A 24625-nucleotide genomic window follows, 5' to 3' on the forward strand; every position below is an offset into this window, starting at 1 on the left:
CCCGTCGCGGCCGGCCACTGCGGTGTCGGCGGTGCTCAGCGCAGCCAGGGGCGGTCGCGCACGACAGGGAGGCCGGCCCACCGGCGCCCCAGCCCCCAGACGTCGCCCGCGGAGGTCGCGGCCAGCGAGACGAGGAGCAGGGCGTAGAGGAGGTGGTAGTCGGCGACCGGGTTGCTGGAGCCGCTGGCGGCGCCGTTCGCCAGGTGGCGGGCGGGCGGCCATTCCGCGGCCCACATCAGGGCCAGCAGCAGCGTGCCGCTCGCGGCCGTGATCCGCAGGCCCACACCCGCGACGAGGGCCGGAGAGGAGCCGACACAATGCCGCCCGGGGAGCTGTGGCCGTCCCCGGCGGCACCGTGCGTGGTGCAGTCGACCGGTGGTTTCGGCCGGTCCTGGCCGCTACTTCAGGGCGCCGGCCATCATGCCGCTGACGAACTGGCGCTGGAAGGCGAAGAAGACGGCCAGCGGGATCACCATCGAGATGAACGCACCGGAGGACAGCACGTCGATGTTGGAACCGAACTGGCGGGTCTGTTCCTGGAGGGCGACGGTGAGCGGAGCCGAGTCGCTGTTGGCGAAGATCAGGGCCACCAGCATGTCGTTCCACACCCACAGGAACTGGAAGATGCCCAGTGAGGCGATGGCCGGCCCGCCGAGCGGGAGCACCACCCGGGCGAACAGGCGCAGCTCCCCGGCACCGTCCAGCCGTGCCGCCTCCAGGAGTTCGCGGGGGATCTCGGCGAAGAAGTTGCGCAGCAGGAAGATGGCGAACGGGAGCCCGAAGGCCGTGTGGAAGAGGACGACGCCGACCATGCTGCCGAAGATCCCGAGCTTGGCGTAGAGGTCGGTGACCGGGATGAGCGCCACCTGGACGGGAACCACGAGCAGGCCGATCAGCACCAGGAACAGCCAGTCCCGGCCGGGGAACTCCATCAGGGCGAAGGCGTACGCCGCCAGCGCACCGATCAGAACCACCAGCAGGGTGGCGGGTACGGTGATCAGCACCGTGTTGAGCAGGGAGTGGGTGATCGCCGTGTTGCCCATGAGATGGGCGTAGTTGTGCAGGGTGAGCTGGGTGGGCCGAGTGAAGACGCTCCACCAGCCGCCGGCCTGGATGTCGGTCGGGCCGCGCAGCGACGAGATCAGCAGGCCGAGGGTGGGGACCAGCCAGAGCAGGGCGACGAGCAGCAGGACGAGTCGCATGGTGCCACCGCTGAGCCGGGCGGCCAGCCGGGTGGGCAGGGACGTGCGGGGAGCGGTCATCGGGCGCGCTCCTTCCGGAACCGCCGGATGTTGAAGAACATCGCGGGCAGGACGAGGGCCAGCAGCAGTACCCCGAGCGCGCTGCCGACACCCTGGTCGTTGCCGCCGCCGAAGGACGAGAGGTACAGCTGGAGGGCGAGGACGTTGGCGTTCTGCTGGGTGGCACCCGGGGCGATGACGTAGACCAGGTCGAACACCTTGAGCACGTTGATGACGAGCGTGACCAGGACGACCAGCAGCACCGGTGCCAGCAGCGGGACGGTGATGCGCCGGAAGACCTGCCATTCCTTCGCGCCGTCCACCCGGGCCGCCTCCAGCAGCTCGCGCGGGACCTGGGCGAGGCCGGCGGCGATCAGCACCATCGCGAAGCCGGTCCACATCCAGATGTAGGAACCGATGATCGACCAGGTGACCAGGGTGGGGCCGAGCCAGTTGACGCCCTGGTACTGGGGGGTGAAGTTCGTTGCGGGAAGCCGCAGTTGGACTGCGGTTCCGCCGGTCGGGAGGGCGAACGTGCCGTCCCGGGCCGAGGTCGCGGTGGCGATGACGCGGCCGGCGCGCACCGCCTGGACCCGGACGCCGGCCAGGGCCTTCTTGCCCGGGTCGATGCTGCCCGGCCTGCCGCCGCCGCCGGGCAGGAAGTCCAGCCAGACGGTCCCGCAGAGATTCCCGGTCGGGCAGTCGGCGGGCGCCGCGGCCTGCCGGGCGCCGCTCAGCGCGGCGGGTGCGACGCCGAGCAGGGGCAGCGCCGCCGGTGTGCCCGGGGGAAGGGCCGCGATGGTGGTGAAGCCCCCGTCGCCCGTGGCGGCCAGGCTGCCGCCGGTACGCGGGTGGGCACCCGGGTAGGCGGATGCGCCGGCGAAGGTGTCGTGGACGGAGACGGCCACGGCGTTGGCGACGCCCTTGGCCGGATCCTGGTCGTAGACCAGCCGGAAGATGATGCCGGAGGCCAGCATGGAGATCGCCATCGGCATGAAGATGACGAGTTTGATGGCGGTGGCCCAGCGGATCCGCTCGGTCAGGACCGCGAAGATCAGACCGAGGCCGGTGGCGGTGACCGGGGCGACGACCACCCAGATCGCGTTGTTCTGCAGTGCCGTGACGGTCTGCGGGTCCGTCAGGACCTCGGTGTAGTTGTCCAGTCCGACGAAGCGGGTGAAGCCGTCCGCGCCGAAGAGGCTGCGAAGGACCGACCAGCCGATCGGGTAGAGGACCAGCGCGCCGAGCAGCACCAGGGCCGGGAGCAGGAAGACGGCCACGACCCAGAAGCGGGTGCCCGTGGTCCAGCGGGGCCTTCGGCTCCCGACCGGCGTCGGAGGCGACCCGGTCGGGGCCTTCAGTGTGGTGGATGTGGTCATGGTGGTCACCTCAGCCCGCGTTGCCGTAGGCCTTGGTGGCATCCGCTTCCAGCTTCTGCTGGGCACCCGCCACGTCCGAGGGGTGGGCGAGGAAGTCCTGGAGGTCCTTCCACTCGCCCTGGCCCTTGGTGCCGCCGAACGCCGCGGGTGCCTGGTCGGACATGTCGAAGCGGAAGCTGTCGCCGGACTTGATGAGCGCCTCGGCGATCCCGCGTGTGGTGTCGTTCGGGTACGCCGCGGGGTCCAGCGCCTTGTTCGGGGAGATGAAGCCGCCGAGCCGGGCCTCGACCCTGGCGGCGTCGGGGGAGGCGAGGTACTGCAGGAGGGCCTGCGCGCCCGGTCCGTCCTTGAGCGCGACGGCGGCGTCGCCGCCGCCGACCACCGGCGACCGCCCGCTGCCGACGGCGGGGAAGGGGAAGAACTTGGCGTCGGTGCCGACCTTGGCCTTGGTCTCGGTGGTGATGTTGGTGGCGACGAAGTCGCCCTCGTACACCAGGCCCGCCTTCGCCGGGTCGGCGAACGTCTGGTCCACCGAGGTCGGATAGTCGGTCTGCAGGGCGCCGTTGGTGCCGCCGGCGAGCAGCTCCGGCCTGCCGAAGAGCTGGCCGAGCGTCGTCAGCGCGTTGGCCACCGAGGGGTCGGTCCACGGGATCTGGTGCTTCGTCAGCTTGTCGTAGAGCTCGGGCCCGGCCTGGCTGAGGTAGACGTTCTCGAACCAGTCGGTGAGGGTCCACCCGTCGCCGCCGCCGACCGAGACGGGGGAGACACCGGAGTCGGAGACGGTCTGCGCGGCCTTGACGAAGTCGGCCCAGGTGGCCGGCGGAGCGGTGACGCCGGCCTGACCCAAGACCTTGGTGTTGTACCAGACCGTGGACTTGTTGGCGGCCTTGAAGTAGACGCCGTACTGCTTGCCGCCGTAGCTGCCGAGGCTCTTCCAACCGGCGCTGTAGTTGCTGGTCAGCGCGGCATCGACGGCCGGGCCGACCGGCTTCAGCCATCCCGCCTTGGCGAACTGGGCGAGCACGCCGACCTGCGGCAGGAAGGCGACGTCGGGAGCCGCACCGCCCTGGATCTTGGTGCCGAGGAAGGTGGAGACGTTGTCACCGGTCGGCACGAAGGTGGTGTGGGCGCCCGTCAGCTTGTCGAACTGCTCCAGGACCTTCAGGAAGTTCTGCTGCTCCGGCCCGGTCCACACGGCCGCCACCTGGAGGTTCTGGCCGTGCAGGTCGGGCAGGTTGAGGCTGCTGCTGGGCGCGGCCGCGGTGGGGGCGGCGCCGCCGCTGCTGCCGCAGGCGGTGCAGAGCGCCGCGAGCGCGGCGACGGTGGTGGTGGCGACTGCTGCTCGGAACTTCATGGCTCTCTCTTTTCACGCATGTGGGTGGGGGATTGCGGTGGAAGGTCGAGTGGTCAGGCGGTCAGCTGGTCGGTGACCCACCAGGCGGCGGTGTTGCCCGGCAGCATCGCGGGCGGGCACGGACCGCTGGCCAGGATCGGGGCGTCCGAGAGGGGCGCGTGGACCGGCTGGTCCGCGAAGTTGATCGCGCACACCAGCCCGTCGCCGCGGACGAAGGCCAGGACCTCCGGCGGCGAGTCCAGCCAGCGCAGCGGTCCGTCCCCGAGCTGGGGCAGGCTCCGCCGCAGGTGCAGGGCGTCCCGGTACAGGTGCCAGAAGGAACCGGTGTCGGCCAGGGCGCGCTCGGTGGTGTGTTCGGCGAACCAGTCGGGCTGAGGGAGCCACGGCCGGGCGGTCGCCTCGCCGGTGGTGAAGCCGAACGGTGAGGCCTGTCCCGACCACGGCAGCGGTACGCGGCAGCCGTCGCGGATCCGCAGTCTGCTGCCGGTCCGGTGGAAGATCGGGTCGGTGAGCACCTCGTCCGGGAGGTCCATCACCTCGGGCAGTCCGAGCTCCTCGCCCTGGTACACGTAGGCGGCACCGGGCAGCGCGAGCATCAGCAGCGCGGCCGCCCGTGCCCGGACGCTACCGGCCGGAAGGTCGGTGCCGGCGGTGGAGGCGGGCGCGGCGTACCGGGTGACCGCCCGGATCTGGTCGTGGTTGTTGAGGACCCAGGTGATGGTCGATCCGGTGCCGGCGATGTCGCGGAGCGCCTCGGTGATGACCCGTCGGAAGTGGTCGGACTGCCAGGGTGCGGTCAGCAGGTGGAAGAAGAAGGCCTGGTGGAGTTCGTCGGGCCGGACGTAGGCGGCCTGGTCGGCCGCGGTCGGCACCGAGACCTCGCCGACCAGCAGCCGGTCGAGGCCGTCCCGCGCGGTGTACTCCTCGCAGATGGTGCGCCAGTCCCGCCAGATCCCGTGCACCTCGGGCTGGTTCCAGGCCAGCGGGTTGACCGAGTCCCGGGTGCGCTCGTCGACCGTCGGGTCGTCGGAGTCCGGGAGGGCCGGGTGCTTGAACAGCCCGGCGGCCACGTCGATGCGGAAGCCGTCGACCCCGCGGTCCAGCCAGAACCGCAGCACCTGGTCGAAGTAGCTGCGCACCTCCGGGTTGCGCCAGTTGAGGTCGGGCTGCTCGGGGGTGAACAGGTGCAGGTACCACTGGCCCGGGGTGCCGTCGGGCTCGACGACCCGGGACCAGGCCGGCCCGCCGAACATCGCGTGCCAGTTGTTGGGCGGCAGCTCGCCCGACTCGCCGCGGCCGTCGGAGAAGTGGAACCGGGCGCGGGCCGGGCTGTCAGGCCCTTCGGCCAGCGCCCGGCGGAACCAGGGATGGTCGGCCGAGCAGTGGTTGGGAACGATGTCCACCAGGCACTTCAGGCCCAGCCGGTGGGCGTCGCCGATCAGGTGGTCGAAGTCCGCGAGGCTGCCGTAGACCGGGTCCACCCCGCAGTAGTCGGCGACGTCGTAGCCGTGGTCGTGCTGCGGCGAGGGGTAGAACGGGTTGATCCAGATCCCGTCGACACCGAGCCGCTTGAGGTAGGGGAGTCCGGCGCGGATGCCGGCGAGATCGCCGATGCCGTCGCCGGTGCTGTCGAGAAAGCTTCGTACGTACACCTGGTAGACCACGGCGTCCCGCCACCACTGCTGTGCGGCACCGCTCGTCCGCGGTTCGTTCGCGGGGGTGTTCTCGACGGTTGCGCTGATCATCCGGACACCATCCTGGCCTGTCATGTGACCCGTTCTCAGGGGAGTTGCTTGGGGGGAGCGCACGGGTGCACCGCGGAGGTCACTGTCGTGCTGTACCGGCTTGCCCGGGCGCTCGGTGTGCGCCGGCCGGTCTCCGCGTCGGTCGGGTGGACCGAAGGAGTAATGCATTCATGTTAGGTATTGGCTGCCCAGGTGTGTCAACGGTGTAACTCGCGATTTCTCGGCAGCTAGGGAGCTCTGACGCTCTGACCTGCGATGATGATATACATAACATGTAAGTATCCGGGCAGCCGACGCCCCCGGACACGGGCGGAGGGAGGTCCGCGGAAGGTGCGGCTGCGGGGCGCCGGGCGCGATGCGGTATCGGGGCGTCTCGCGCGCCCCCGGCCGCGCCGCGCGGTTCGCGCCGACGGCAGGGCAGGGCGGACCGGGGCGCGGCCGGGCGGCCCGCGCGGGGTCAGGGGTTGCGGATGATCGCGTTCAGCTCGGTGCTGAGCCGGGCGGTCGTCTCCTCCGGTGAGCGGTTCCGTGACAGGGCGTCATGGACGATCTCGGCCACCGCGAGTGTGACCTGGTCGTAGTTCGGGCTCTTCGGCCGCGGTCCGGCGGACAGCAGGCTCTGCCGGAGCACCGGCAGGTACGGGAAGCGCCGCACCAGTTCCGGGTCGCTGTACAGCTCCGCCCAGACGGGCGGCAGGGAGCCCTGCAGCAGTACCTGCCGCTGGTTGTCCAGTCCGGTCAGGTACTGGATCAGCCGCTGCGCGGACCGGGCGTGCCCGGAGTACGTGCTCACCGCCAGATCGGAGCCGCCGAGCGTGCTGGAGCCCGGCCCGTCGGGCCCGGGCAGCGGGACCACCCCGAACCTGCCGGCGACCGCGGATCCCGGGGCCTGGGCGGAGTCGTAGACGTACGGCCAGTTGCGCAGGAAGAGGTACCGGCCGTCCTGGAAGGCCCGCCGGGACTCCTCCTCCTTGAAGGAGAGCGCCTCCTGCGGGATCCAGCCGTCGCGCACGCCGCCGACCAGGAAGTCCAGTCCGCGCCGCGCCGCCGCACTGTCCACGGCGACCCCGCTGCCCTCGCCGGTCAGGATCCGGCCGCCGGCCGACTGCACGGCCTCCGCGTAGTTGACGGTCAGTCCCTCGTACGGGAGGAACTGGCCCGCGTAGCCCTTCAGGCCGTACCTGGGTGCCACCGTCCGTGCCTCGTCGGCCAGTTCGGCCCACGTCCGGGGCGGGGCGAGGTGCTCCTGGTCGAGGACGTCCTTGCGGTAGTAGAGCATCCCGGCGTTCGTGGTGTAGGGCACGGCGTAGAGCTTGCCCCGGTAGGTGGCGGTGTCGATGACGGGCGGGAGGAACTTGTCCAGCGGGAAGTCGTGCCGGTCGAGCTGCCTGACCCAGCCGGATGCGGCGAACTCGGCCGTCCACGCGACGTCCATGTTGAGGACGTCGTAACGGTTGCTCCTCGCTTGGAGGTTGCTGATCATCTGGGCGCGGACGTCGTCGGCGGCCTCCGGCAGCTCGATCAGCGTCGCCTTCTCGGCGGGGTGGTCCGCGTTCCACGCCGCCAGGCGGCCGCGGAGGTAGCCCGTCAGGTCGCGGCCGGTGGCCAGGGTCACCGGGCCGGTGCCGTCGGAGCCCGGGCCAGGGGTGGCGGAGACGGCCGGCAGGCTGCAGCCCGCCAGGAGCAGGGCGCCGGCCAGCAGCATGGCCCGTAGCCGCGCCATCGTCATCGTGCCTCCCAGCGCACCGCTCTCGCCCGCGCCCACGAACGAGTGCTGTTATGTATACCTGGCAGCCCTGGGGGAAACTAGTGACCGGCTGGTAGCTGGGGTTGTTCGGCCCCGACCGGCAGCCGGACGCATGACGAGTATCTATGCTGGGAGGAGGCGGGGCGGCTGTGCGCCTACCGCTGCTTGCACTTGTCGCGAAGGAGCCGGCGCACGGCTACGAGCTGAAGCAGGCCCTTGAGCAGACCTTCGGCGCCGCGTATCCTCAGGCGAACATCGGCCAGATTTACGTCACTCTGGGCCGACTTGAGCAGAATGGGCTGATCAAGGGCGAGGACGTCAGCGACTCCAAGCGCCCCAAAAGGGTGTACGAGATCACCGACGCGGGCCGCAAGGTCCTCGCCGACTGGTTCGCAGAACCGACCGAGGCGCCCAAGGTCCGCGACGAGTTCTTCGCGAAGCTCGTGCTCGCGCCGGCAACCGGCGTGACGGACCGGCTCACTCTGATCAACCAGCAGCGCCGCCACTACCTCAACGCGATGCGCGGGCTGTCGAAGCTCGCCGCGTCCGAGGACCGGAACAACCGCATCGCGCACCTGATGATCGAGGGAGCCATGCTGCACCTGCAGGCCGACCTCGACTGGCTGGAGCGCTGTCAGGAGGAACTCGAGTGAGCCGTCCGGGCCCCTCCCCGGCCGCCGCACCACCCGCGGAGGCCATGCTCTGGGTCAAGGACCTCGTGAAGGTCCACCGCACCGCCGCGTCCGCCACCCACGCCGTCCGCCACGTCGACCTCCGGGTGGACCGCGGCGAGTTCGTGGCCGTGATGGGCCCCTCCGGTGCGGGCAAGTCCACCCTGCTGCACCTGCTCGGCGGCCTCGACCGGCCCGACAGCGGTGAGATCTGGCTCGGCGGGAAGCGCGTCGACGGCCTCGGCGAGGCCGGCTGGGCCGTGCTGCGTCGGCGCTCGGTCGGCTTCGTGTTCCAGTCCTCCAACCTGGTCTCCAACATGACCGTGGCCGACAACGTCGAGCTGCCCGCGCTGCTGGCCGGCATGCCCGCCCGCCGGGCCCGTGCCCGCCGCGAGGAACTGCTCGGCGATCTCGGCCTCGCCGACAAGGCGCGGGCCGCCTCCACCGCCCTCTCGGGCGGCGAGCAGCAGCGCGTCGCCCTCGCCAGGGCGCTGGTCAACCACCCCGGGCTGCTGCTCGCCGACGAGCCCACCGGCAACCTGGACAGCCGCAACACCCGCGACGTGCTGCGCCTGCTCACCCGCTTCCACGGCACCGGATGCACCATCGTGCTGGTCACGCACGACGCCCGGGTCGCCAGCACCGCGGACCGTGTGATCAGCATTTTCGACGGTGAGATAGCCGACGACGCGCCGGTGGAACTGCCGGCAAACCCACCGCGGACGGTCGCCGACGTGGTCAAGCTGGGAGACTGAGAACGGATGCGCGCCGTCGTTCGCTGGATCGTCGCCGATCTCCGCACCCACCGGGGCCAGGCGGTGCTGGTCACCGTGGTCACTGCGGTCGTGGTCATGTCGCTCGTGCTGGCGAGCGCACTGCTCCGGGACGCGGCCAACCCGTGGCAGCGCATCTTCAAGCAGTCCAACGGCGCTCACGTCTGGCTGCACGTCCGCCCCGGGGCCGACACGGCCGCCGTGACCCGCCTGGGCGGTGTCACCGCGGTCGCCGGCCCGTACCGGACGGCGCCGGTCACCCTGGTGCGCAGCACCGGGAAGGTCTCCCTGGAGCTGCGCGGGGTCGGCCCCGAGCCGTCGAGGGTGGCCCGGCCCGTGCTGCGCTCCGGCCACTGGCTGGATCCGGCGAAGCCCGACGGGATCGTGCTGGAGAGCTCCCTGGCCCGCTCGGTGTGGACGGGCAGCGGCGATCACGTGACCATCCGCAGCGTCGACGGCGTCTCCCACACGGTCGAGGTCGTGGGCATCGCCGACACCGCCGACCAGGGCGGGTACCCCAACTGGACGCCCGGCCTCGGCTGGGCGCTGCCCAGCACCCTCGCCGCGATCGAACCGGACGCCGACCACACCGAGGAGGCCCTCGGGCTGCGCCTCGACGACCCGCTCGCCGCCGACTTCACCGCCCAGCAGGCCGTCACCGCGCTCGGCGGCGACCAGGTCACCCAGGTCTCCACCTGGAACCAGGTCCGGGCCTCCATGGACCAGGACAACCGGCTGCTCGGGCTCCTGCTCGGTACGTTCGGCCTGGCCGCCCTGCTGGCCGCGGCGCTCGCCGTGGCCGGCGCCGCCGGCAGCCGGGTGCTCGGCCAGCTCCAGGACATCGCCGTCCTCAAGACGGTCGGCTTCACCCCGGGCCAGATCATCCGGATGTTCCTCTACGAGCACACCGCACTCGCCCTGGTCGGCATCGCCCTCGGTGCCGGCACCGCCGGCCTGCTCGGCCCGCTGCTCCCCGGCCGGATCGGCGAGTCCATGGCCGTCTGGCAGACCCTGCCCGGGCACACCGGCATCCTGGCGCTGACCGGCGCCGGCGCGGTGCTGAGCATCGCCCTGGCCACCGTCCTGCCGGCCTGGCGGGCCGGACGGGTGCCGCCGACGCCGGCGCTCCGGACGGACCTGACCGGCACCGGGATGTCCCGGCTGGCCCGCCTCGCCCTGCTGGTGCACCTGCCGCCGGCCCTTGTCCTGGGAGCCCGGGACGCCTTCCACCGTCCGCTGCGCGCGACCCTCACCGTGAGCCGGCTCGCCATCCCGATCCTCCTGATCACCGTCGCCCTGGGGAACTGGGCCACGCTCGACGGCTTCCAGCAGCACCCCGAGCGGGTCGGCCTGGCCGGCGTCCTGACCGCGCGGCCGAACGGCATCGGCGACACCGTGGCCCGCAGCCTGATCGACCGCACCTCCGGCGTCGCCGCCAGCTACCCCGGCGTCGAGGTCGAGGCCCTCGTCCCCGGCCAGACCCGCACCGTCACCGTGCGTGGCCTCGGCACCTCGGAGCAGCCCTACCCGTACGCCGTCACCGAGGGCCGCGGCATCCGCGAACGCGACGAGGCCGTCGCCGGGCAGGGCCTGCTCGACCTGATGCACGTCCACGTCGGGTCCTGGGTGCGGGTGACCGCCGGCGGCACCCCGCACATCCTCCACATCGTCGGCCGGACCATCCAGCCCGACCACAACGGGGAGATCCTCTCGGTGGGCCTCGACGCGCTGGGCGGGCCCGGCGGCCCGCCGCTCCCGCAGTACTACAGCGTGGTCCCGCGCGCCGGCACCAGCCCGACCGCCCTCCGGGCCGAACTGCTCGCCGCGACGGCCGGACAGCTCGACGTGCGACCCGTCGACAACCCCGCCGACCGGCTCGGCGTGCTCCGGCCGGTGACCGTCGGACTCGTCGCCGCGCTCGCCCTGATCGGCCTGTCCGAACTCCTCACCGCCACCGGCGGCGGACTGCGCGACCACACCCGCGACCTCGGCGTCCTCCGGGCGATCGGCCTCACCCCGCGCCAGGTCACCGCGGTGATCGTCACCAGTACCGCGCTGCTCGCGCTGACCGCGACGATCGCCGGCACGGCGCTCGGCGTGCTGCTGTCCGACCGGCTGATCAACCTCCAGGGCCGTACCAGCGGCGTCGGCGCCGGCATCGCGCAGACCCCCTCACCCGTGACGCTCCTCCTGGTCGCGGTCGCGGCCGTCACCGTCGCCGCGGTCGTCTCCGCGGTACCGGCGGCCCGTGCGACGTCCCGGACGCGGATGTCCGCGCCGGGCGCCGGCTGACGCACGGCGGCGGTGCGCCGTCATGCCGTGCCGTGGGCCCGCTGGGCGCGCCGCGACGCGGAGTCGATCAGGACGGCGGCGTGCAGCACCCCCGCCGTGCGCTGGTGGCGGCACTGCGCGCGCACGCGTTTCTCCACCGCGGCGGCCGACTGCGAGCCGGTCCTGGACGCGGTCACCGACGACCTCTGGGCACGGGGCGCAGCCTGCCCGGTGATCCGGGACGCGGTCGACCGGGCCCGGGGCCAGTGCAGCTTCCGGAGCGGTGCAGCTCCGTCAGCAGCACCTGGTGCAGCCGGTCCCGGACGCCGGCCTCGTGCCAGTCCCGCAGACGGCGCCAGCAGGTCATCCCGGAGCCGAGGCCGAGCTCCGGCGGCAGCCACTCCCACCGGATCCCCGTGTGCAGCACGAACAGGGTGCCCCGGAGACGGCCGCGGTCGTCCGGAGGGAGTCGTCCGGGATTGCGCAAGTGCCGTTGCCCGACCGGCAGCAGCGGCTCGATCCGCCCCCTGCAGGTCATTCGACACCACCCACGGAGGACCGTTCCCCTTCCTTCCCCATGACCCGTTCAACAAGCGTCTGAGCAAGGAGACACGGCCTCCGCAGAGCTTTGTGTTCGGTCCTCCAGGTGACGGACCGTCATGGATGCTGTCGGACGGGCCTGTCGGGTCCGGCGCCGCGTCCGGTCTGGCCGGGCCGAAGGTCCCGGCAGTACGGTCCCGTCGACCCTTCGCGGGACGGGGCGGCCGGGCGAGTGTGGACAGGGGCACGGCGACAGGGTGGAACACCGCGACCGGGCAGGGCGAAGCGCCCGCCCTCGCGGTCCTTCACCCCGGGTCCCGGCCCGTCAGAAACCCGGTACCGACCGGGCGGCGCCGTCCACCGGAGCCGCCCGACGAAAGGAGCGAGCCGACCATGCGACACCGGAACGTGGGAGAGCTGATGACTTCGGCCGTCGTGCACGTACGGCCCGACACCGGCTTCAAGGAGATCGCACGGCTCCTCGCCGACTACGACATCGGCTCCGTGCCCGTCCTGGACGACGAGGGACGGCCGATCGGCCTGGTCTCCGACGCCGACCTGCTGCTCAACGAGGCCGCCCAGGAGGACCCGGCCGGGCTGCTGATCACCGCGCAGCTGTCTCCCGGCGAGCGCTTCCGCAGCCGGGCCACCACCGCCGAGGGCCTGATGACCGGCCCGGCGGTCTGCGCACGTCCCGAGTGGACCGTGGTGGAGGCCGCGCGTCTGATGCAGCGGGAGCACCTCAAGCGGCTCCCGGTCGTCGACGAGGCCGGACGCCTGGTCGGCATCGTCAGCCGGGGCGACCTGCTGCGCGTGTTCCTGCGCCGGGACCGGGCGATCCGGGAGGAGATCCGCCGCGACGTCCTCGGGTGCAGCCTGGGTCTGTCGCCGGACGGCATCGACGTCCGGGTCAGCGAGGGCCGGGTCACCCTCACCGGCACGGTCGAGCGCCGCGCACTGGTGTCGGTGCTCGTGCGGCTGTGCCGGGCCGTGGACGGGGTCGTGGACGTGACCAGCCTCCTCGACCACCGGACGGACGACACCCCCGGCCTGCACGCGGTGCGCTGACGCGGTCCGGTCGCCCCGGCCCTCACCCGTGGGCCGCGGACCGGGTCGGAGGGCTACAGGCGGATGACCACCAGCGCGGTGTCGTCGGTCGCACCGGCCGCGGGGAGCAGGTCGACCAGGAGGGCGTCGGCCAGCTGCTCCGGCGCCAGCGTGCGGTGGGCGGTCAGGGACCGGGCCAGGCGGGCGAGTCCCGCGTCGATGTCCTCGTGGCGGCGCTCGATCAGACCGTCGGTGTAGAGCACGAGGGTGTCCCCGTCGGCGAAGGGCTGCCCGGCCTGGGGGCGGGACACGTGCTCGGGGCGGGCACCCAGCGGAGGGTCGGTGGCCCCGTCCAGGAACACGACAGTGCCGTCGCCGCGCAGCAGGGCGGGCGGGGGGTGGCCGGCGCTGCTGTACGTCAGGGAGAGGGCAGTCCAGTCGATGTGTACGCACACCGCGGTGGTGGACTCCGCCCCCGCGACCGAACGGGAGTACAGGCCGAGGACCTCGAGTGCCTCTGCGGGTCCAGCCGAGACGAGGCAGGCCGCGCTCAGTGCGCTGCGCAGCTGGCCCATGACGCCCGCGGCGGCCAGGCCGTGGCCCACCACGTCGCCCACGGCCACCGCCGTGCGCTCGCCGGGGAGCTCCACCAGGTCGTACCAGTCACCGCACACGTTCAGCGCGCCGACCGCCGGCCGGTAGCGGACCGCGGCCTGCTGGTGATCGGTCAGCCGGGGGGCGGGAAGCATCGCAGCCTGGAGTGCGAGCGCGACCTCCCGTTCGCGGGCGTGGGACTGCCGGAGCCGCTCGTTGACCTCCTGGAGTTCCCGGGACCGCGTGTACAGCTCGGCCTCCAGGACCCGGGCCCGGTCGCCCGCCGCCCGTCCACGGGCGCGGATCAGCTCGGTGACCTCCTCCACCCGGTGGACGAGCAGCACGACACGGCCGTCGCCGTCCAGGACCGGTGCGTTGATCGGGCTCCAGTACCGTTCCTCCCATTCGCCCGGGCGTTCGCGCGACTGCACGTCGTACCGCTGCAGCGCCATGGTGTCGCGTTCCGCGTCTGCCAGCACCCGGTGCAGGGATGCCTGGAGGTTCCGGGATCCGGTGGCGGCGGGATCGTTCGGGTTGTCGGGGAAGACGTCGAACAGGTAGTGCCCGATCAGCTCGTCACGCGTGCGGCCGGAGTAGCGCAGGAAGTCCTCGTTCGCGTCCGCGTACACCAGGTGGGGCGTCAGGAGCGCCACCATCCCGGGCAGCGCCTGGAAGACCGCCCTGTAGTCGATAGCCGGCTCGCTCACACCCGCACTCCGTTCCTCCGTGCCCCGGCCACGATAGGGGGCCGCGGCGGCAGAGCCGGCGCCATCCGCCGCCCGTCCGTCCGCGACCACACGTCCGGTCCACACGCGGCGGCGCGCGGTGCCCGCCCGCCGCTCCGTACGCGGTCGGCGTGCGCCGCCGCCTCGGCGTGCGGGTGGCGCTCCCGGGGACCGGCCCCGGGCCGCCGGCAGCCGGCGGCCCGTCCGTGGGTCAGGAGCCGGTGCGGGCACCAGCGATGTGGAAGTTGAAGTCGGCGTGGCCGAGGGCTCCCCACAGGCGCAGCCAGATCGGGAGCAGCATCTCGGTGCCGCGGGCGGTGGTGATGTCGCCGAGGTCGATGATGTCCTTCTCCGGCCAGCCGAAGGAGACCAGCAGTTCGGTGGCGGCCTTCTTGGCGTCGGTGTCGTTGCCCGAGACGAAGACGTTGTGTTCGCCGGGGACGCGGGCGGGGTCGACCATGAGCAGGCAGTTCATGGTGTTGAGGGTCTTGACGACCCTGAGGTCGGGAAAGACTCGCTGGATCTCCTCGCCGAGGCTGTCGGTGTTGACCGGGTCGAGGACGGGCGGCATGCCCCGGGAGAAGTCCAGCGGGTTGGCGATGTCCAGCAGCACCTTGCCGTTCAGGTTGTCGGCGCCGGCCGCCTCCAGAGCGGGGAGGGCGCCGGCACCGGACGTCGCGTTGACCACGATGTCGGCCCGGGCGGCGGCATCGGCGAAGGTCGCCAGCGCGATCCCGGGGTGGTCCTGCTGCCACCGGGCGAACGGGGGAGTGCCCATGGCGTCCGCTTCGGTACGGGCCAGGGTGGTCTGCGGGTCGCGGGTGCCGATGACGACCTCGTGTCCGAGGGCGGCGAGCTTGGCGGCGATGGTCCGGCCGACCATGCCGGTTCCGAGGATGGCGTAGCGCATGGGACGGGTCCTCTTCAGAGACGTGGATGCCGGGGCGGCCTCCCTGCCATAAAAGTAAACCGACCCGTTCGGTATTGCAACTGGGCGGCCGCGGGCCGCACCCCATCGAGGGAGGGGATGTCGCGGCGTCGCAGGTCTCCGCGGCCGACCGCTGCGGCCGGCGCCGCGCGTGCGCCACGGGCCGGCCGCGGAGCGGCCGTGGTCGGGGAACTGCCCGGTCGGCCGGTCCGGTCATGGGGGCGCGATCCGTCCCCGGCCCGTGGTCCTCCCGTCCGGGTATCGGTCCGAGGGCCCCGGGCAGGGGTGGTCGCCGCCGGTCGGCCGCCGGGCCGGGGGTCAGTCGTCGACCGGGCGCAGGCCTGCGAGCACCAGGTCGACCGCCTTGGCGGCCCAGTCGCCGCGTCCGCCGCGCCCCGCCATGTAGTCGGCGTAGAACGGGCCGAGCAGTGCGGAGACCGCCGCCTCGACGTCCGCGTCGGCGCGTACCCGGCCCGCCTCCCGGGCCTGCAGGAGGACCTCGCGCAGCAGCGCCCTGCGCGGCAGCACGGTGCGCTCGCGCAGGAGTGCCAGCAGTTCGGGCGTGTGGGCCTCCTCGGCCAGGCAGGTGCCGATCAGCGACATGCCCCGGACCCGCTCGACCGTGGCCGCGAAGTCGTCGAGGATCGCCACCAGGTCGGCCCGGACGTCCCCGGTGAGGGGCGGGGCGTCGGCCATCCGTGCGGACTCCAGTGCCGCGGTGAGGAGGTCGGCCTTGGTCTTCCAGCGCAGGAACATGGTCGACTTGCTGACCCCGGCCGCAGTGGCCACCTGGTCGAGCGTCAGCCGGGTGTAGCCCTGGGAGGCGAGCAGTTCCAGGGCGGCCCGGAGGATCGCCGCCTCCTTCTCCGCCGACCTCGGCCGACCTGCGCCCCTGCTTCCCGCCTTGCCGCTCACCCCAGCAGCATACGGGCACCCGGAACCGCGCCGGCTGCATCTCCGTGCGCCCGTTCGCCCGTGCGCCCGTCCGCCCGTTCACCTCCGTGTCGAGCCGCCCGGGGCCGCCCCGCGGCGCCTTCTCCCGCGGATCGGGAAGCCGGGCGCGGCCGGACCGCGGCTCGTGCGGCCGGCGGCCCCGTGCGATCGGGCCGGGTCGACCCGTCCGGCGGCCGGCGGCCGGCGGCTCCGGTGACCGCGCGCCCGGGCGTCCCCCGGAGCGGTCAGAAGTCGCGCAGGCGGCCGAACGGGACGATGGAGGCCCAGGCGCCGTTCGAGACCTTGTAGATCGAGGCGACCTGGTTGTGGGTGTCGCCGAACTCGTCGAAGGAGACGTCGCCGGTGACGCCGAAGAAGGAGACGTTCTGCAGTGCGTCCGCGACGGCCTTGCGGAGTGCGGCGCCGGTGAGGTCCGCGTTGGCCTCCCGGGCCTTGCCGACCGCCTGGATCACCGCCCAGGTGGAGTCGTAGCCGTACGGGCCGAACGGGCCGGGCTCCTCCTTGTAGCCCGCGGCCTTGTAGGCGTCGACGTATCCGTAGGCCGAGGCGAGGTTCTCGACGGAGATGCCGGGCTGGCTGGCGAGGTCACCGTCGGCGGCCGCACCGGCGGCCTTGATGAAGCCGTCGGTGTGCAGCCCGTCGCCGCCGGCCAGCGGCGCCTTCACCCCGGCGGCCCTGAGCGCCGCGGCGAGCGGTCCGCCCTCGGGGTGCTCGCCGCCGTAGTAGACGATGTCGGGTTCCTGCGCCGCGATCAGCTGGGCGATCTTCGAGAAGTCGGTGGTGCCCGGCTTCACCGTCGTCCGGTACACCACCTTGCCGCCGACCCCCTCGAAGGCGGTCGCGAACTCGGCGGCGAGGTTGCTGCCGTAGGCCTTGGTGTCGCTGACCACGGCGGCGCGCTCGGCCTGCAGTCGGCTGTGCGCGTAGCGGGCCAGCAGCGGGCCCTGGACGGCGTCCGTGGTGACCGTCCGGAAGTACGTGGGGTACTGGCGCTTCTTGCCGTTGGCGCGGTAGTCGGTGCCCCAGGTCAGTGCCGGAGAGGTGTTGGACGGGGAGACCTCGGCGAGTCCCGCCTGCGCCATCACCGGTGCCATCAGGAACGCGCCGGAGGAGGTCAGCGGGCCGACCACGCCCATCACCCGCGGATCGGCGGCGAACGCCTCGCCGTTGGCCTTGGCCTTCTGCTCGTCCGCCACGTCGTCCTTCGCGTCGAGCACGAACGTCACGCCCGGAACGGTGTTCTTGGCATTGGCCTTGGCGATGGCCAGCTCGGCGGAGTTCCGGATACCGATCCCCAGGTCGGCGAGTTGCCCGGTCAGCGGACCGTCGACGCCGATCACGACCGTGACGTCCGTTCCGGCGCCGAGGATGCCCGAGGAGCAACCCGACAGCAGCACGGTGCAGACCACACCCAGGGCGGAAACCCTGGGCCTCGAGAAACCGGTCACTGGCACATCCCTTGCTGAGTGGGTTTGCTCATGGGACGCCGGACCGCGCCGACCGGGACCGCTGATGGCGGCTCGGCGCGCAGGAAGGGGCATCGGCCGCCGGGGCCCGTGAAATCGGCACGGGGGCACGGCGGTCGGCACCTCTGTGGACCGTCCGGCGAGGGGACGGCGGCCCGGTTGCCGACAGCAGGTCGACATGTCCGGATCACCGACCGGCGTCCACGGGCCGCGACCCTACGGAATGCCACCGGGGGCGTCAACGGGTTCGGCCGATCACAACCGGTGACGACAGCGGGCCGGGCGGGTCGTGGGCGGTGTGTCGGTGCCGCGACCGGGCGAGGTGCTGCGGCCCGGAGCGGGCGTGGGGCGCGGGCCGGAGTGGCGTCGACCGCCGCAGGTCCGCCGGCGATGACGCACGGCACGGCGGCCATTCGAGCTGTGCACAGGAGCTGATGACTGCCCGTCAATGAAATTGGAACCTTTGCCCATGTCGCTGCATCCTTGAGTCAGGGGGCGTCGACGGTGACGTTCGCGACGGGGGAGGTTGGCATGGCGGTCGGCGTGTCGGGTGTGGCGGTGTCGTCCGTGCCGGTCCTCCGTTGCCGACCCGCGGGGGTGGGCCTCGCATGAGCAATCGGATCGTCAAGGCGCTGGAGCACGGGGCGCAGAAGCTCGGGAAGACGCTCGCGGAGGATGCGGGCAAGGCCGTGCACAAGCTGTACAAGCAGGCCGGTGACAATCTGACCGAGGTCGCGAGGAACACCCGGGAGATCGACGCCAAGCACGCGAAGGATCTGGAGAATGTCCTGCACGGCGAGGGCGGCAAGGGCCTGCCCCACCCGCGCTCCGGCGGCGGCGGTGGCCGCGGTGGCGGTTCGCATCCGCGCGGGCGGGGCCGGGAGCAGGTGCGCAGCCCGCGGACCGAGGGGCGTCCGCAGGACACCCGGTGCGGTGGTGGTGAGCCGGTCGACATGGCGACGGGGCGGATGTACATCGACCAGGTCGACGCGTCGCTGCCCGGTTCGCTGCCGCTGGAGTTCACCCGCGGCTTCGACTCCGGCTACCTCGCCGGGCGGTGGATGGGCCCGCGCTGGGTCTGTACCTTCGACGAGCGCCTGGAGATCGACGGCGAGGGCGTGGTCCACGTCCGCCCGGACCGCATCACCCAGGCCTACCCCCACCCCGAGCCCGGCGACCCGGTGTTCGCCTCGGCCGGCTCCCGCCACGAACTCGACGTCCACCCGGACAGCGGCCTTTACACGGTCACCGACCGGTCCACCGGCCTGGTCAAGGAGTTCACCCCCGCCCCGGACGGTGGCGAGGCCCTGCTCACCACCGTCCGCGACCGCCACGGCCGCCACTACACCCTCGCCTACGACCCGGACGGCGTCCCGGCCTCGATCACCCACTCCGGCGGCTACAAGCTCCTGGTCACCGTCGACGCCGACCGCATCACCGCCCTGCGCCTGGCCAACGCCACCGACACCGGCGGTGACGCCATGCTGATGCGCTACGGCTACACCGACGGCCACCTCACCAGCGTGTACAACTCCTCCGGCAAGCCCATGCGCTTCGCCAACGACGCGAGCGGCCGCATGCTCTCCTGGACCGACCGCAACAACTCCCAGTACCGCTACACCTACGACCACCTCGACCGGGTCGTCGACGAGGGCGGCACCGACGGCTACCTGCGCTTCCACTTCACCTACGGCGACCGGGACCCCGCCACCGGCCTGCGCACCCACACCGAGACCAACGCCCTCGGCCACACCACCACCTACACCGTCAACGACCACGCCCAGATCACCGCGATCACCGACCCCCTCGGCCACACCACCCACTACGAACGCGACGCCTACGACCGCCTCCTCACCGAGACCGACCCCCTCGGCCGCACCACCCGCTACCAGTACGACGGCGCCGGCGACCTCATCTGCATCACCCGCCCCGACGGCGAACGGACCACCGCCACCTACCTCGACGGCCTCGGCCTCCCCACCCTCATCACCGAACCGGGCGGAGTGATCTGGCGTCAGGGCTTCGACGGATCCGGTCGCCGCACCTCGCTGACCGACCCGAACGGGGCGGTCACCGGCTACAGGTACGACGAGCTCGGCCATCTGCGGACCGTCACCGACGCCACCGGCCACACCGCCCGGCTGACCTGCGACGCCGCCGGGCTGCCGGTCGAGGTCGCGGATCCGACCGGCGCCGTGACGCGCTACGAGCGCGACGCGTTCGGCCGCGTGTCCGCCGTCGTCGACGCCCAGGGCGGTGTCGTCAGGGCGTCCTGGACGACCGAGGGGCGCCTCGCGTCGCGGACCGCGCCCGACGGGAGCACCGAGTCGTGGACGTACGACGGTGAGGGCAACATGCTCACCCACACCGACCGGCTCGGCCGGATCAGCACCTTCGAGTACACCCACTTCGAGACCCTCGCCGCGAGGACCGGCCCCGACGGCGCCCGCCACACCTTCACCCACGACGCCGACATGCAGGTGGTGGCCGTCACCAACGCACACGGCCAGGTCTGGAACTACCGCTACGACCCGGCCGGCAGGCTCATCGGGGAGAGTGACTTCCACGGCCGCTCGGTCGGCTACGAGCGGGACGCCGCCGGGCAGGTCGCCGCACGGACGAACGCCCTCGGCCGGCGCACCGCGTACGGCTACGACCTGCTCGGTCGCACCACGGTCAAGGACTCCGACGACGGACGCACCACCTACACCTACGACGGCGCCGGGCACCTGACCGCCGCGTCGGGGCCCGGCGTCGAGGTCGTGCGCACCGTCGACGCGCTGGGCAACCTGCTGGCCGAGACGGTCAACGGACGCAGCCTGACGTTCACCCGCGACGTCCTGGGCCGACCCACGCGCCGGACCACCCCCGGCGGCCACGTCAGCGCCTGGAGCTACGACGGGGCGGGTCGGCCGACCGGCCTCGCCACGCCGCTCGGCTCGGTGGACTTCACGTACGACGCACTCGACCGCGAGCTGGGCCGCGTCATCGGCTCGACGGTGACGCTGGCGAGCACCTGGGACAGCTGCCACCGGCTCAGCGGCCAGACCCTGCAGGGCAGTCGCTCGGTCCTCCAGCAGCGCAGCTACACCTACCGCGCGGACGGCGGCCTGGTCGGTGTGGACGATAGGCTCAACGGCCTCCGGACGTTCGACCTGGATGCCGCCGGGCGCATCACCGCGGTCGACTCGGCGCACTGGTCCGAGCGTTACGCCTACGACGCGGAGGGCAACGTCACCGAGGCCGACTGGCCGGCCACCGGGGCCACCCGCGCGGCGCTGGGCGCCCGGTCCTACGCCGGCTCGCAGCTGGTCGCGGCCGGCCGGATCCGCTACGAGTACGACGCCGCCGGCCGGACGGTCCTCCGGCAGAAGACCAGGCTCTCGCACAAGCCCGACACCTGGCGCTACACCTGGGACGCCGAGGACCGCCTCGTCCGGGTGACCACCCCCGACGGCGTCCACTGGCGCTACCTCTACGATCCGTTCGGCCGGCGCATCGCCAAGCAGCGGCTCGGCGCTGACGGCGCCACCGTCGAGGAGCAGACCGACTTCACCTGGGACGGGCCGTCGCTCGCCGAGCAGACCACCCGTTCGCCCGAACTGCCCGGCCCGCACACCCTCAGCTGGGACCACCGCGGCCTGCACCCGGTCGCCCAGAGCGAGACGATCACCACCCCGGCGGCCGACGGCGGTAGCCAGGACCACATCGACCGGCGGTTCTTCGCCATCGTCACCGACCTGGTCGGCACCCCCACGGAGCTGGTCGACCCGGTCACCGAGACCATCGCCTGGCGGGCCACGTCGACCGTCTGGGGCAACACCAGCTGGCCCAACGACAGCACGACGTACATCCCGCTGCGCTTCCCCGGTCAGTACTTCGACCCGGAGAGCCGCCTCCACTACAACGTCCACCGCTACTACGACCCCGAGACCGCGCGCTACGCGTCACCGGACCCGCTGGGCCTGACCCCCGCACCCAATCCCGACGCCTACGTCCGCAATCCCCACACGTGGGCGGACCCGCTGGGGCTCTCCCCGCACCACGGCGGGACCGGCGGCCGCAACCCCGTCGAAGAGGGTGAGAGCATCGGCCACGCGACCCGGGGCATCCCCCGGGGCAGCGGCCAGCTCACGCACATCGCCAACGAGGTGACGGCGCGCGGCTTCGACCAGCGCGGGGCGGCCGAGGCGACGGACGCGGCGGCCCGGACGGCGTTCGGATCGAGCGGCGGCGTGTGGATGGACCCGCTGCCCAACGGCAACCTCGCGGTCCTGCCGACCCAGCTCCAGGTCGGCGCGTGGTTCGAGGTCGACCACGCAGGTACGGTCATCCCACGGCGGGGTTCGATCTCGTTCCGCGGGACGGGCCTCCATCTCGAACCCCGGTGACCGTGCCGCGGCGGGCGGAACAGCCGGACGACCACCGACAGTCAGCGAAGAGAACGGGAGAGAGCGTGTCGATCTCGGCGAACCGCCTCGGGATCACCGATGTTCAGCTGTACCTGCTCAGCACGATGGAGGCGCCCGGCGAGCTGCGGCAGGCGGCCCTCCGGGCGCTCGGGGCGGACGAGGGCACGATGGGTGAGCGGGCCGCGCTCGTCGCGGACCTCCTCCGCCCGCAGCCCGGGATGGCCGACCGGCTGAAGGCCGTCCTCGCCGATGCCCGGGCAGACGCCGCCGCCGCCGACGAGGCCGTCGACCCGACGGAGGGCGGCGCCGAACTCGTGCGGTACGCGCTGCCGGCCTGGCCCGGTCTGCTGTTCGAGGTGGCCTACGACCCGTCCGGATTCGCGCTCTCCCGGGCCGGGTTCGTTCGTTCCGGGCCCGCCGGTGACCGGAGGGCGGGGGTGGCCTCGGCGCCGACCCCGTGGAGCTTCCTGAAGAGCGACCTGTCCGCGGGCTTCGAACAGGTCGAGGAGATCGACGTGTGGGGGCACTACGAGACATGGGCGGCGACGGAGGCCCGGACCGGCCGGCGCCTCTACCTGCGGTTCGGCTGGGCGCTCCTGCAGGAGATCGGCCCGATGTAGCCGTCGGGTGCGGGCGCCCCGCCGCTCGGCCGCCGTGCCGGGCCGCCGTGGTGACCACATGACAGCGCGCCCGTCCCGACCTTCGGGGGACGGCTGTGCGGGTGGCCCGCGGTGTGCTTACGTGGGTTCATGACGCACCCGAGGACTGTCCAGGAAGTCGCCGGCCGGTACCGGCTGGACCGCAGGCTGGGGGCGGGGGGCCAGGGCGAGGCCTGGCTGGCGTACGACGCGCATCTCCGCCGCCGTGTGGTGCTCAAGCGGCTCACCGTCCCTGACGGATCGCCGGCCGAGGAGCACGAGGTCCTCGTGGCGAGGGCCGTGCGGGAGGCGCGTGCGGCCGGGAACCTCAACCACCGGGGCATCGTCACCGTGTTCGACCAGTTCTCCGATCACAGCGGCCTGCCGTGGATGGTGATGGAGTACGTGGAGGGCCGCTCCCTCCGGGAGGCCCTCGAGTCAGGACCGCTCGCGGTCGTGGAGGCGGCGCGGATCGGTGCGCAGGTTGCGGCCGCCCTGGCCGTCGCGCATGCGGCCGGTGTGGTCCACCGGGACATCAAGCCGGCCAACATCCTCCTGGCGGACGACCGGGCGGTGGTCGCCGACTTCGGGATCGCCACGGTGCCGGACGAGGTCACCCTCACGGCCGCGGGCTCCGCGCCGGGGACACCGCAGTTCATGGCCCCGGAGCAGCTCGACGACGGGTCGTCCTCCCCGGCGTCGGACATGTGGTCGCTCGGCGTGACGCTCTACTGCGCCGTCGAAGGGCGGCTCCCGTTCCCCGGCGACTCCTGGTTCCGGATCGCCCTGGCGGTCAGGGACGGGGGCCCGGAACCGATGCGCAGGGCCGCCGCCCTGGCACCGCTGATCGGTCAGCTGATGCGGCCCGACCCGGCCGAGCGCCCCGCGGCGCCCGTCGCAGCCGCCACCCTGAGGGAGATCGTGGAGGGCCTGGAGGCGGCCGAGTCGGGTCTGGCCGAGATCGACGGCCTGCTCGGTCGGGCGACCCGGGACCGCGACGGGGGCGAACCGGAGCGCGCCGAGGACGGGTACTGGTCGGCTCTCGATCTGGCGATCCGGCAGCACGCCAGGCTGCAGGAGGGCTGGGCCTGGGACGGCATCGGTTCCTGCCGCTGGCGCGCCGGCGACCCGGAGACGGCCATGCGGTTCTTCACCCGCGCCGCGCGCATCGCCGACGAGACGGAGCATCCACCCCTCAAGGCCTGGAGCCTGCACAACATCGGCGAGTACAGGCGCACACGGGGAGACAACGAGGCGGCGAAGGACTACTTCCGGCGGGCCGTGGCGGTGGCGGAGGAGCACGGCTGCGCCGGGGCGGCGGGCTGGACCCACCACAAGCTGGCCGAGTTGGCGGCGCACGACGGAGATGCCCACCGGGAGAAGGAGCACTACGCGACCGCTGCGCGCCTCGCCCTGGAGGCAGGTGCGGATGAACTGGCCGGATGGAGTCTGTCGAACCTGGCCAGGTGCGAGGAGCGCGCCGGTGATCTCCCGCTGGCGCGGAAGCACTATGCGCACACCCTGGAGATCGGCACCCGGATCCCGAACCGGTGGATGATCGAGGAGGCCGAGAAGGGTCTCGGGCGTACGGCCGGGACCGACTGAGCGGCATCGAATCCGGTGGACGCGCCCGTCCGGCTGCACCAGGGGCAGCCGGCCGTCAGAGCTGGACGGCGGTGGGGTGGCGGGGCTCGTAGAGTCCCAGATCGCCGCCGCCCGGCAGCCGCAGCGCGGTGCGCAGGCCCCACCGTTCCTCGGTCACCGGCTGGGTGAACTCCACGCCCTTCTCGGTCAGTTCGTCCACCGTGGCGGCGAGGTCGTCGCACATCAGGTACAGCTCCTGCGCCGGGACGTCGGCCGGGTGGACCGCCACCTCGGCCGGCGGCAGCCGGAAGATCAGCCAGCCGTGGCCGGCGTCGACGTGGGGCCAGCCGAGGACGTCCCGGAGGAAGGCGCGGTCCGCCTCGGCGTCCCGGCTGTACACGATGAGGTGCGCACCGTTGATCACGGGTGCACGGTACCCCTCGCGGGTGCCGCCGCCCCGGGACCGCCGCCGGCCGCCCGGGGGGCGCGCCCCCCCGGGGGGCCGCGCCGCCTATACGGGTGACGGCGGCGCCCGGGCCCCCCGCGGCGCTCCCCG

18 protein-coding genes and 2 pseudogenes are annotated in these 24625 nt (G+C 72.7%); 7 read left to right on the forward strand and 13 right to left on the reverse strand.

Annotated features, from left to right (window positions below):
* Window positions 1-35: 35 nt before the first annotated feature.
* The 6 genes and pseudogenes from ACFV0G_RS07425 to ACFV0G_RS07450 form a co-directional block, all read right to left on the reverse strand.
* Window positions 36-314 (reverse strand): annotated as a pseudogene (locus ACFV0G_RS07425) (hypothetical protein); the annotation flags it as partial.
* Between the two features lie 84 nt (window positions 315-398).
* Window positions 399-1262 (reverse strand): carbohydrate ABC transporter permease, encoded by an 864-nt coding sequence (locus tag ACFV0G_RS07430; RefSeq protein WP_380543105.1) that lies wholly within the window; start codon window positions 1260-1262, stop codon window positions 399-401.
* The gene (locus ACFV0G_RS07435) at window positions 1259-2620 is read right to left on the reverse strand and encodes a carbohydrate ABC transporter permease (protein WP_380543108.1); all 1362 of its coding nucleotides are present in this window, start codon (window positions 2618-2620) and stop codon (window positions 1259-1261) included. Before ACFV0G_RS07435 ends, ACFV0G_RS07430 begins: the two co-directional genes overlap by 4 nt.
* 10 nt (window positions 2621-2630) lie before the next feature.
* On the reverse strand, window positions 2631-3974 hold the full coding sequence (locus ACFV0G_RS07440; RefSeq protein WP_380543111.1) for an ABC transporter substrate-binding protein: 1344 nt from the start codon (window positions 3972-3974) through the stop codon (window positions 2631-2633).
* A 53-nt stretch (window positions 3975-4027) separates the two neighbouring features.
* Window positions 4028-5719: a glycoside hydrolase family 13 protein gene (locus tag ACFV0G_RS07445; RefSeq protein WP_380543114.1), complete on the reverse strand. Its 1692-nt coding sequence runs from the start codon at window positions 5717-5719 to the stop codon at window positions 4028-4030.
* A 457-nt stretch (window positions 5720-6176) separates the two neighbouring features.
* Complete coding sequence (locus ACFV0G_RS07450; RefSeq protein ID WP_380543174.1) at window positions 6177-7442, reverse strand: ABC transporter substrate-binding protein; 1266 nt, start codon at window positions 7440-7442, stop codon at window positions 6177-6179.
* 173 nt (window positions 7443-7615) lie between these two features.
* Between ACFV0G_RS07450 and ACFV0G_RS07455 the strand changes: the two genes are divergently transcribed.
* From ACFV0G_RS07455 to ACFV0G_RS07465, 3 genes are read left to right on the forward strand one after another with little or no spacing between them, the layout of a single operon-like run.
* On the forward strand, window positions 7616-8119 hold the full coding sequence (locus ACFV0G_RS07455) for a PadR family transcriptional regulator (RefSeq protein ID WP_380543117.1): 504 nt from the start codon (window positions 7616-7618) through the stop codon (window positions 8117-8119).
* A gap of 44 nt (window positions 8120-8163) precedes the next feature.
* The gene (locus ACFV0G_RS07460; RefSeq protein WP_380543177.1) at window positions 8164-8892 is read left to right on the forward strand and encodes an ABC transporter ATP-binding protein; all 729 of its coding nucleotides are present in this window, start codon (window positions 8164-8166) and stop codon (window positions 8890-8892) included.
* Between the two features lie 6 nt (window positions 8893-8898).
* Complete coding sequence (locus tag ACFV0G_RS07465; RefSeq protein WP_380543120.1) at window positions 8899-11202, forward strand: FtsX-like permease family protein; 2304 nt, start codon at window positions 8899-8901, stop codon at window positions 11200-11202.
* A 20-nt stretch (window positions 11203-11222) separates the two neighbouring features.
* Here the strand turns inward: ACFV0G_RS07465 and ACFV0G_RS07470 are convergent, their stop codons facing one another.
* Both ACFV0G_RS07470 and ACFV0G_RS07475 read right to left on the reverse strand, forming a co-directional pair.
* A complete protein-coding gene (locus ACFV0G_RS07470) occupies window positions 11223-11378 on the reverse strand; it encodes a hypothetical protein (protein WP_380543123.1) in 156 nt (51 codons plus the stop codon).
* 35 nt (window positions 11379-11413) lie between these two features.
* Window positions 11414-11719: pseudogene (locus ACFV0G_RS07475) on the reverse strand (transposase); the annotation flags it as partial.
* 395 nt (window positions 11720-12114) lie between these two features.
* Between ACFV0G_RS07475 and ACFV0G_RS07480 the strand changes: the two are divergent.
* Window positions 12115-12789 (forward strand): CBS domain-containing protein, encoded by a 675-nt coding sequence (locus ACFV0G_RS07480; RefSeq protein WP_380543126.1) that lies wholly within the window; start codon window positions 12115-12117, stop codon window positions 12787-12789.
* 53 nt (window positions 12790-12842) lie between these two features.
* On the opposite strand, the gene ACFV0G_RS07485 is transcribed toward ACFV0G_RS07480, so the two are convergent.
* The 4 genes from ACFV0G_RS07485 to ACFV0G_RS07500 all read right to left on the reverse strand — a co-directional run bounded on the left by ACFV0G_RS07485 (window position 12843) and on the right by ACFV0G_RS07500 (window position 17417).
* On the reverse strand, window positions 12843-14069 hold the full coding sequence (locus ACFV0G_RS07485; protein ID WP_380543129.1) for a PP2C family protein-serine/threonine phosphatase: 1227 nt from the start codon (window positions 14067-14069) through the stop codon (window positions 12843-12845).
* A 229-nt stretch (window positions 14070-14298) separates the two neighbouring features.
* Window positions 14299-14997, reverse strand: coding sequence for an NADPH-dependent F420 reductase (locus ACFV0G_RS07490; RefSeq protein WP_380543133.1), 699 nt, complete (start codon window positions 14995-14997; stop codon window positions 14299-14301).
* A gap of 336 nt (window positions 14998-15333) precedes the next feature.
* On the reverse strand, window positions 15334-15930 hold the full coding sequence (locus tag ACFV0G_RS07495; RefSeq protein ID WP_380543136.1) for a TetR/AcrR family transcriptional regulator: 597 nt from the start codon (window positions 15928-15930) through the stop codon (window positions 15334-15336).
* 263 nt (window positions 15931-16193) lie between these two features.
* Entirely contained in the window at window positions 16194-17417 is a 1224-nt protein-coding gene (locus tag ACFV0G_RS07500) for a branched-chain amino acid ABC transporter substrate-binding protein (protein ID WP_380543139.1), read from the reverse strand.
* Window positions 17418-18043: 626 nt separating this feature from the next.
* Here ACFV0G_RS07500 and ACFV0G_RS07505 point away from each other — a divergent pair.
* From ACFV0G_RS07505 to ACFV0G_RS07515, 3 genes are all read left to right on the forward strand, one after another.
* Window positions 18044-21826, forward strand: a complete 3783-nt coding sequence (locus ACFV0G_RS07505; protein ID WP_380543142.1) for a DUF6531 domain-containing protein — start codon at window positions 18044-18046, stop codon at window positions 21824-21826.
* Between the two features lie 65 nt (window positions 21827-21891).
* Window positions 21892-22467, forward strand: a complete 576-nt coding sequence (locus ACFV0G_RS07510; protein ID WP_380543145.1) for a hypothetical protein — start codon at window positions 21892-21894, stop codon at window positions 22465-22467.
* Between the two features lie 129 nt (window positions 22468-22596).
* Window positions 22597-24090 (forward strand): protein kinase, encoded by a 1494-nt coding sequence (locus ACFV0G_RS07515; protein ID WP_380543148.1) that lies wholly within the window; start codon window positions 22597-22599, stop codon window positions 24088-24090.
* Between the two features lie 55 nt (window positions 24091-24145).
* On the opposite strand, the gene ACFV0G_RS07520 is transcribed toward ACFV0G_RS07515, so the two are convergent.
* Entirely contained in the window at window positions 24146-24493 is a 348-nt protein-coding gene (locus ACFV0G_RS07520; RefSeq protein ID WP_380543151.1) for a VOC family protein, read from the reverse strand.
* Window positions 24494-24625: the final 132 nt, after the last annotated feature.

The sequence above is a fragment of the Kitasatospora sp. NPDC059571 genome (genome assembly GCF_042735675.1).
Classification (GTDB): Bacteria; Actinomycetota; Actinomycetes; order Streptomycetales; family Streptomycetaceae; genus Kitasatospora.

What these genes read in the sequence shown, in the direction of transcription:
- ACFV0G_RS07465 (WP_380543120.1), top strand. Translation starts at nt 8,899, where the DNA reads ATGCGCGCCGTCGTTCGCTGGATCGTCGCCGATCTCCGCACCCACCGG.
- ACFV0G_RS07515 (WP_380543148.1), top strand. Translation starts at nt 22,597, where the DNA reads ATGACGCACCCGAGGACTGTCCAGGAAGTCGCCGGCCGGTACCGGCTG.
- ACFV0G_RS07435 (WP_380543108.1), bottom strand. Translation starts at nt 2,620, where the DNA reads ATGACCACATCCACCACACTGAAGGCCCCGACCGGGTCGCCTCCGACG.
- ACFV0G_RS07445 (WP_380543114.1), bottom strand. Translation starts at nt 5,719, where the DNA reads ATGATCAGCGCAACCGTCGAGAACACCCCCGCGAACGAACCGCGGACG.
- ACFV0G_RS07450 (WP_380543174.1), bottom strand. Translation starts at nt 7,442, where the DNA reads ATGGCGCGGCTACGGGCCATGCTGCTGGCCGGCGCCCTGCTCCTGGCG.
- ACFV0G_RS07480 (WP_380543126.1), top strand. Translation starts at nt 12,115, where the DNA reads ATGCGACACCGGAACGTGGGAGAGCTGATGACTTCGGCCGTCGTGCAC.
- ACFV0G_RS07490 (WP_380543133.1), bottom strand. Translation starts at nt 14,997, where the DNA reads ATGCGCTACGCCATCCTCGGAACCGGCATGGTCGGCCGGACCATCGCC.
- ACFV0G_RS07460 (WP_380543177.1), top strand. Translation starts at nt 8,164, where the DNA reads ATGCTCTGGGTCAAGGACCTCGTGAAGGTCCACCGCACCGCCGCGTCC.
- ACFV0G_RS07440 (WP_380543111.1), bottom strand. Translation starts at nt 3,974, where the DNA reads ATGAAGTTCCGAGCAGCAGTCGCCACCACCACCGTCGCCGCGCTCGCG.
- ACFV0G_RS07505 (WP_380543142.1), top strand. Translation starts at nt 18,044, where the DNA reads ATGAGCAATCGGATCGTCAAGGCGCTGGAGCACGGGGCGCAGAAGCTC.
- ACFV0G_RS07430 (WP_380543105.1), bottom strand. Translation starts at nt 1,262, where the DNA reads ATGACCGCTCCCCGCACGTCCCTGCCCACCCGGCTGGCCGCCCGGCTC.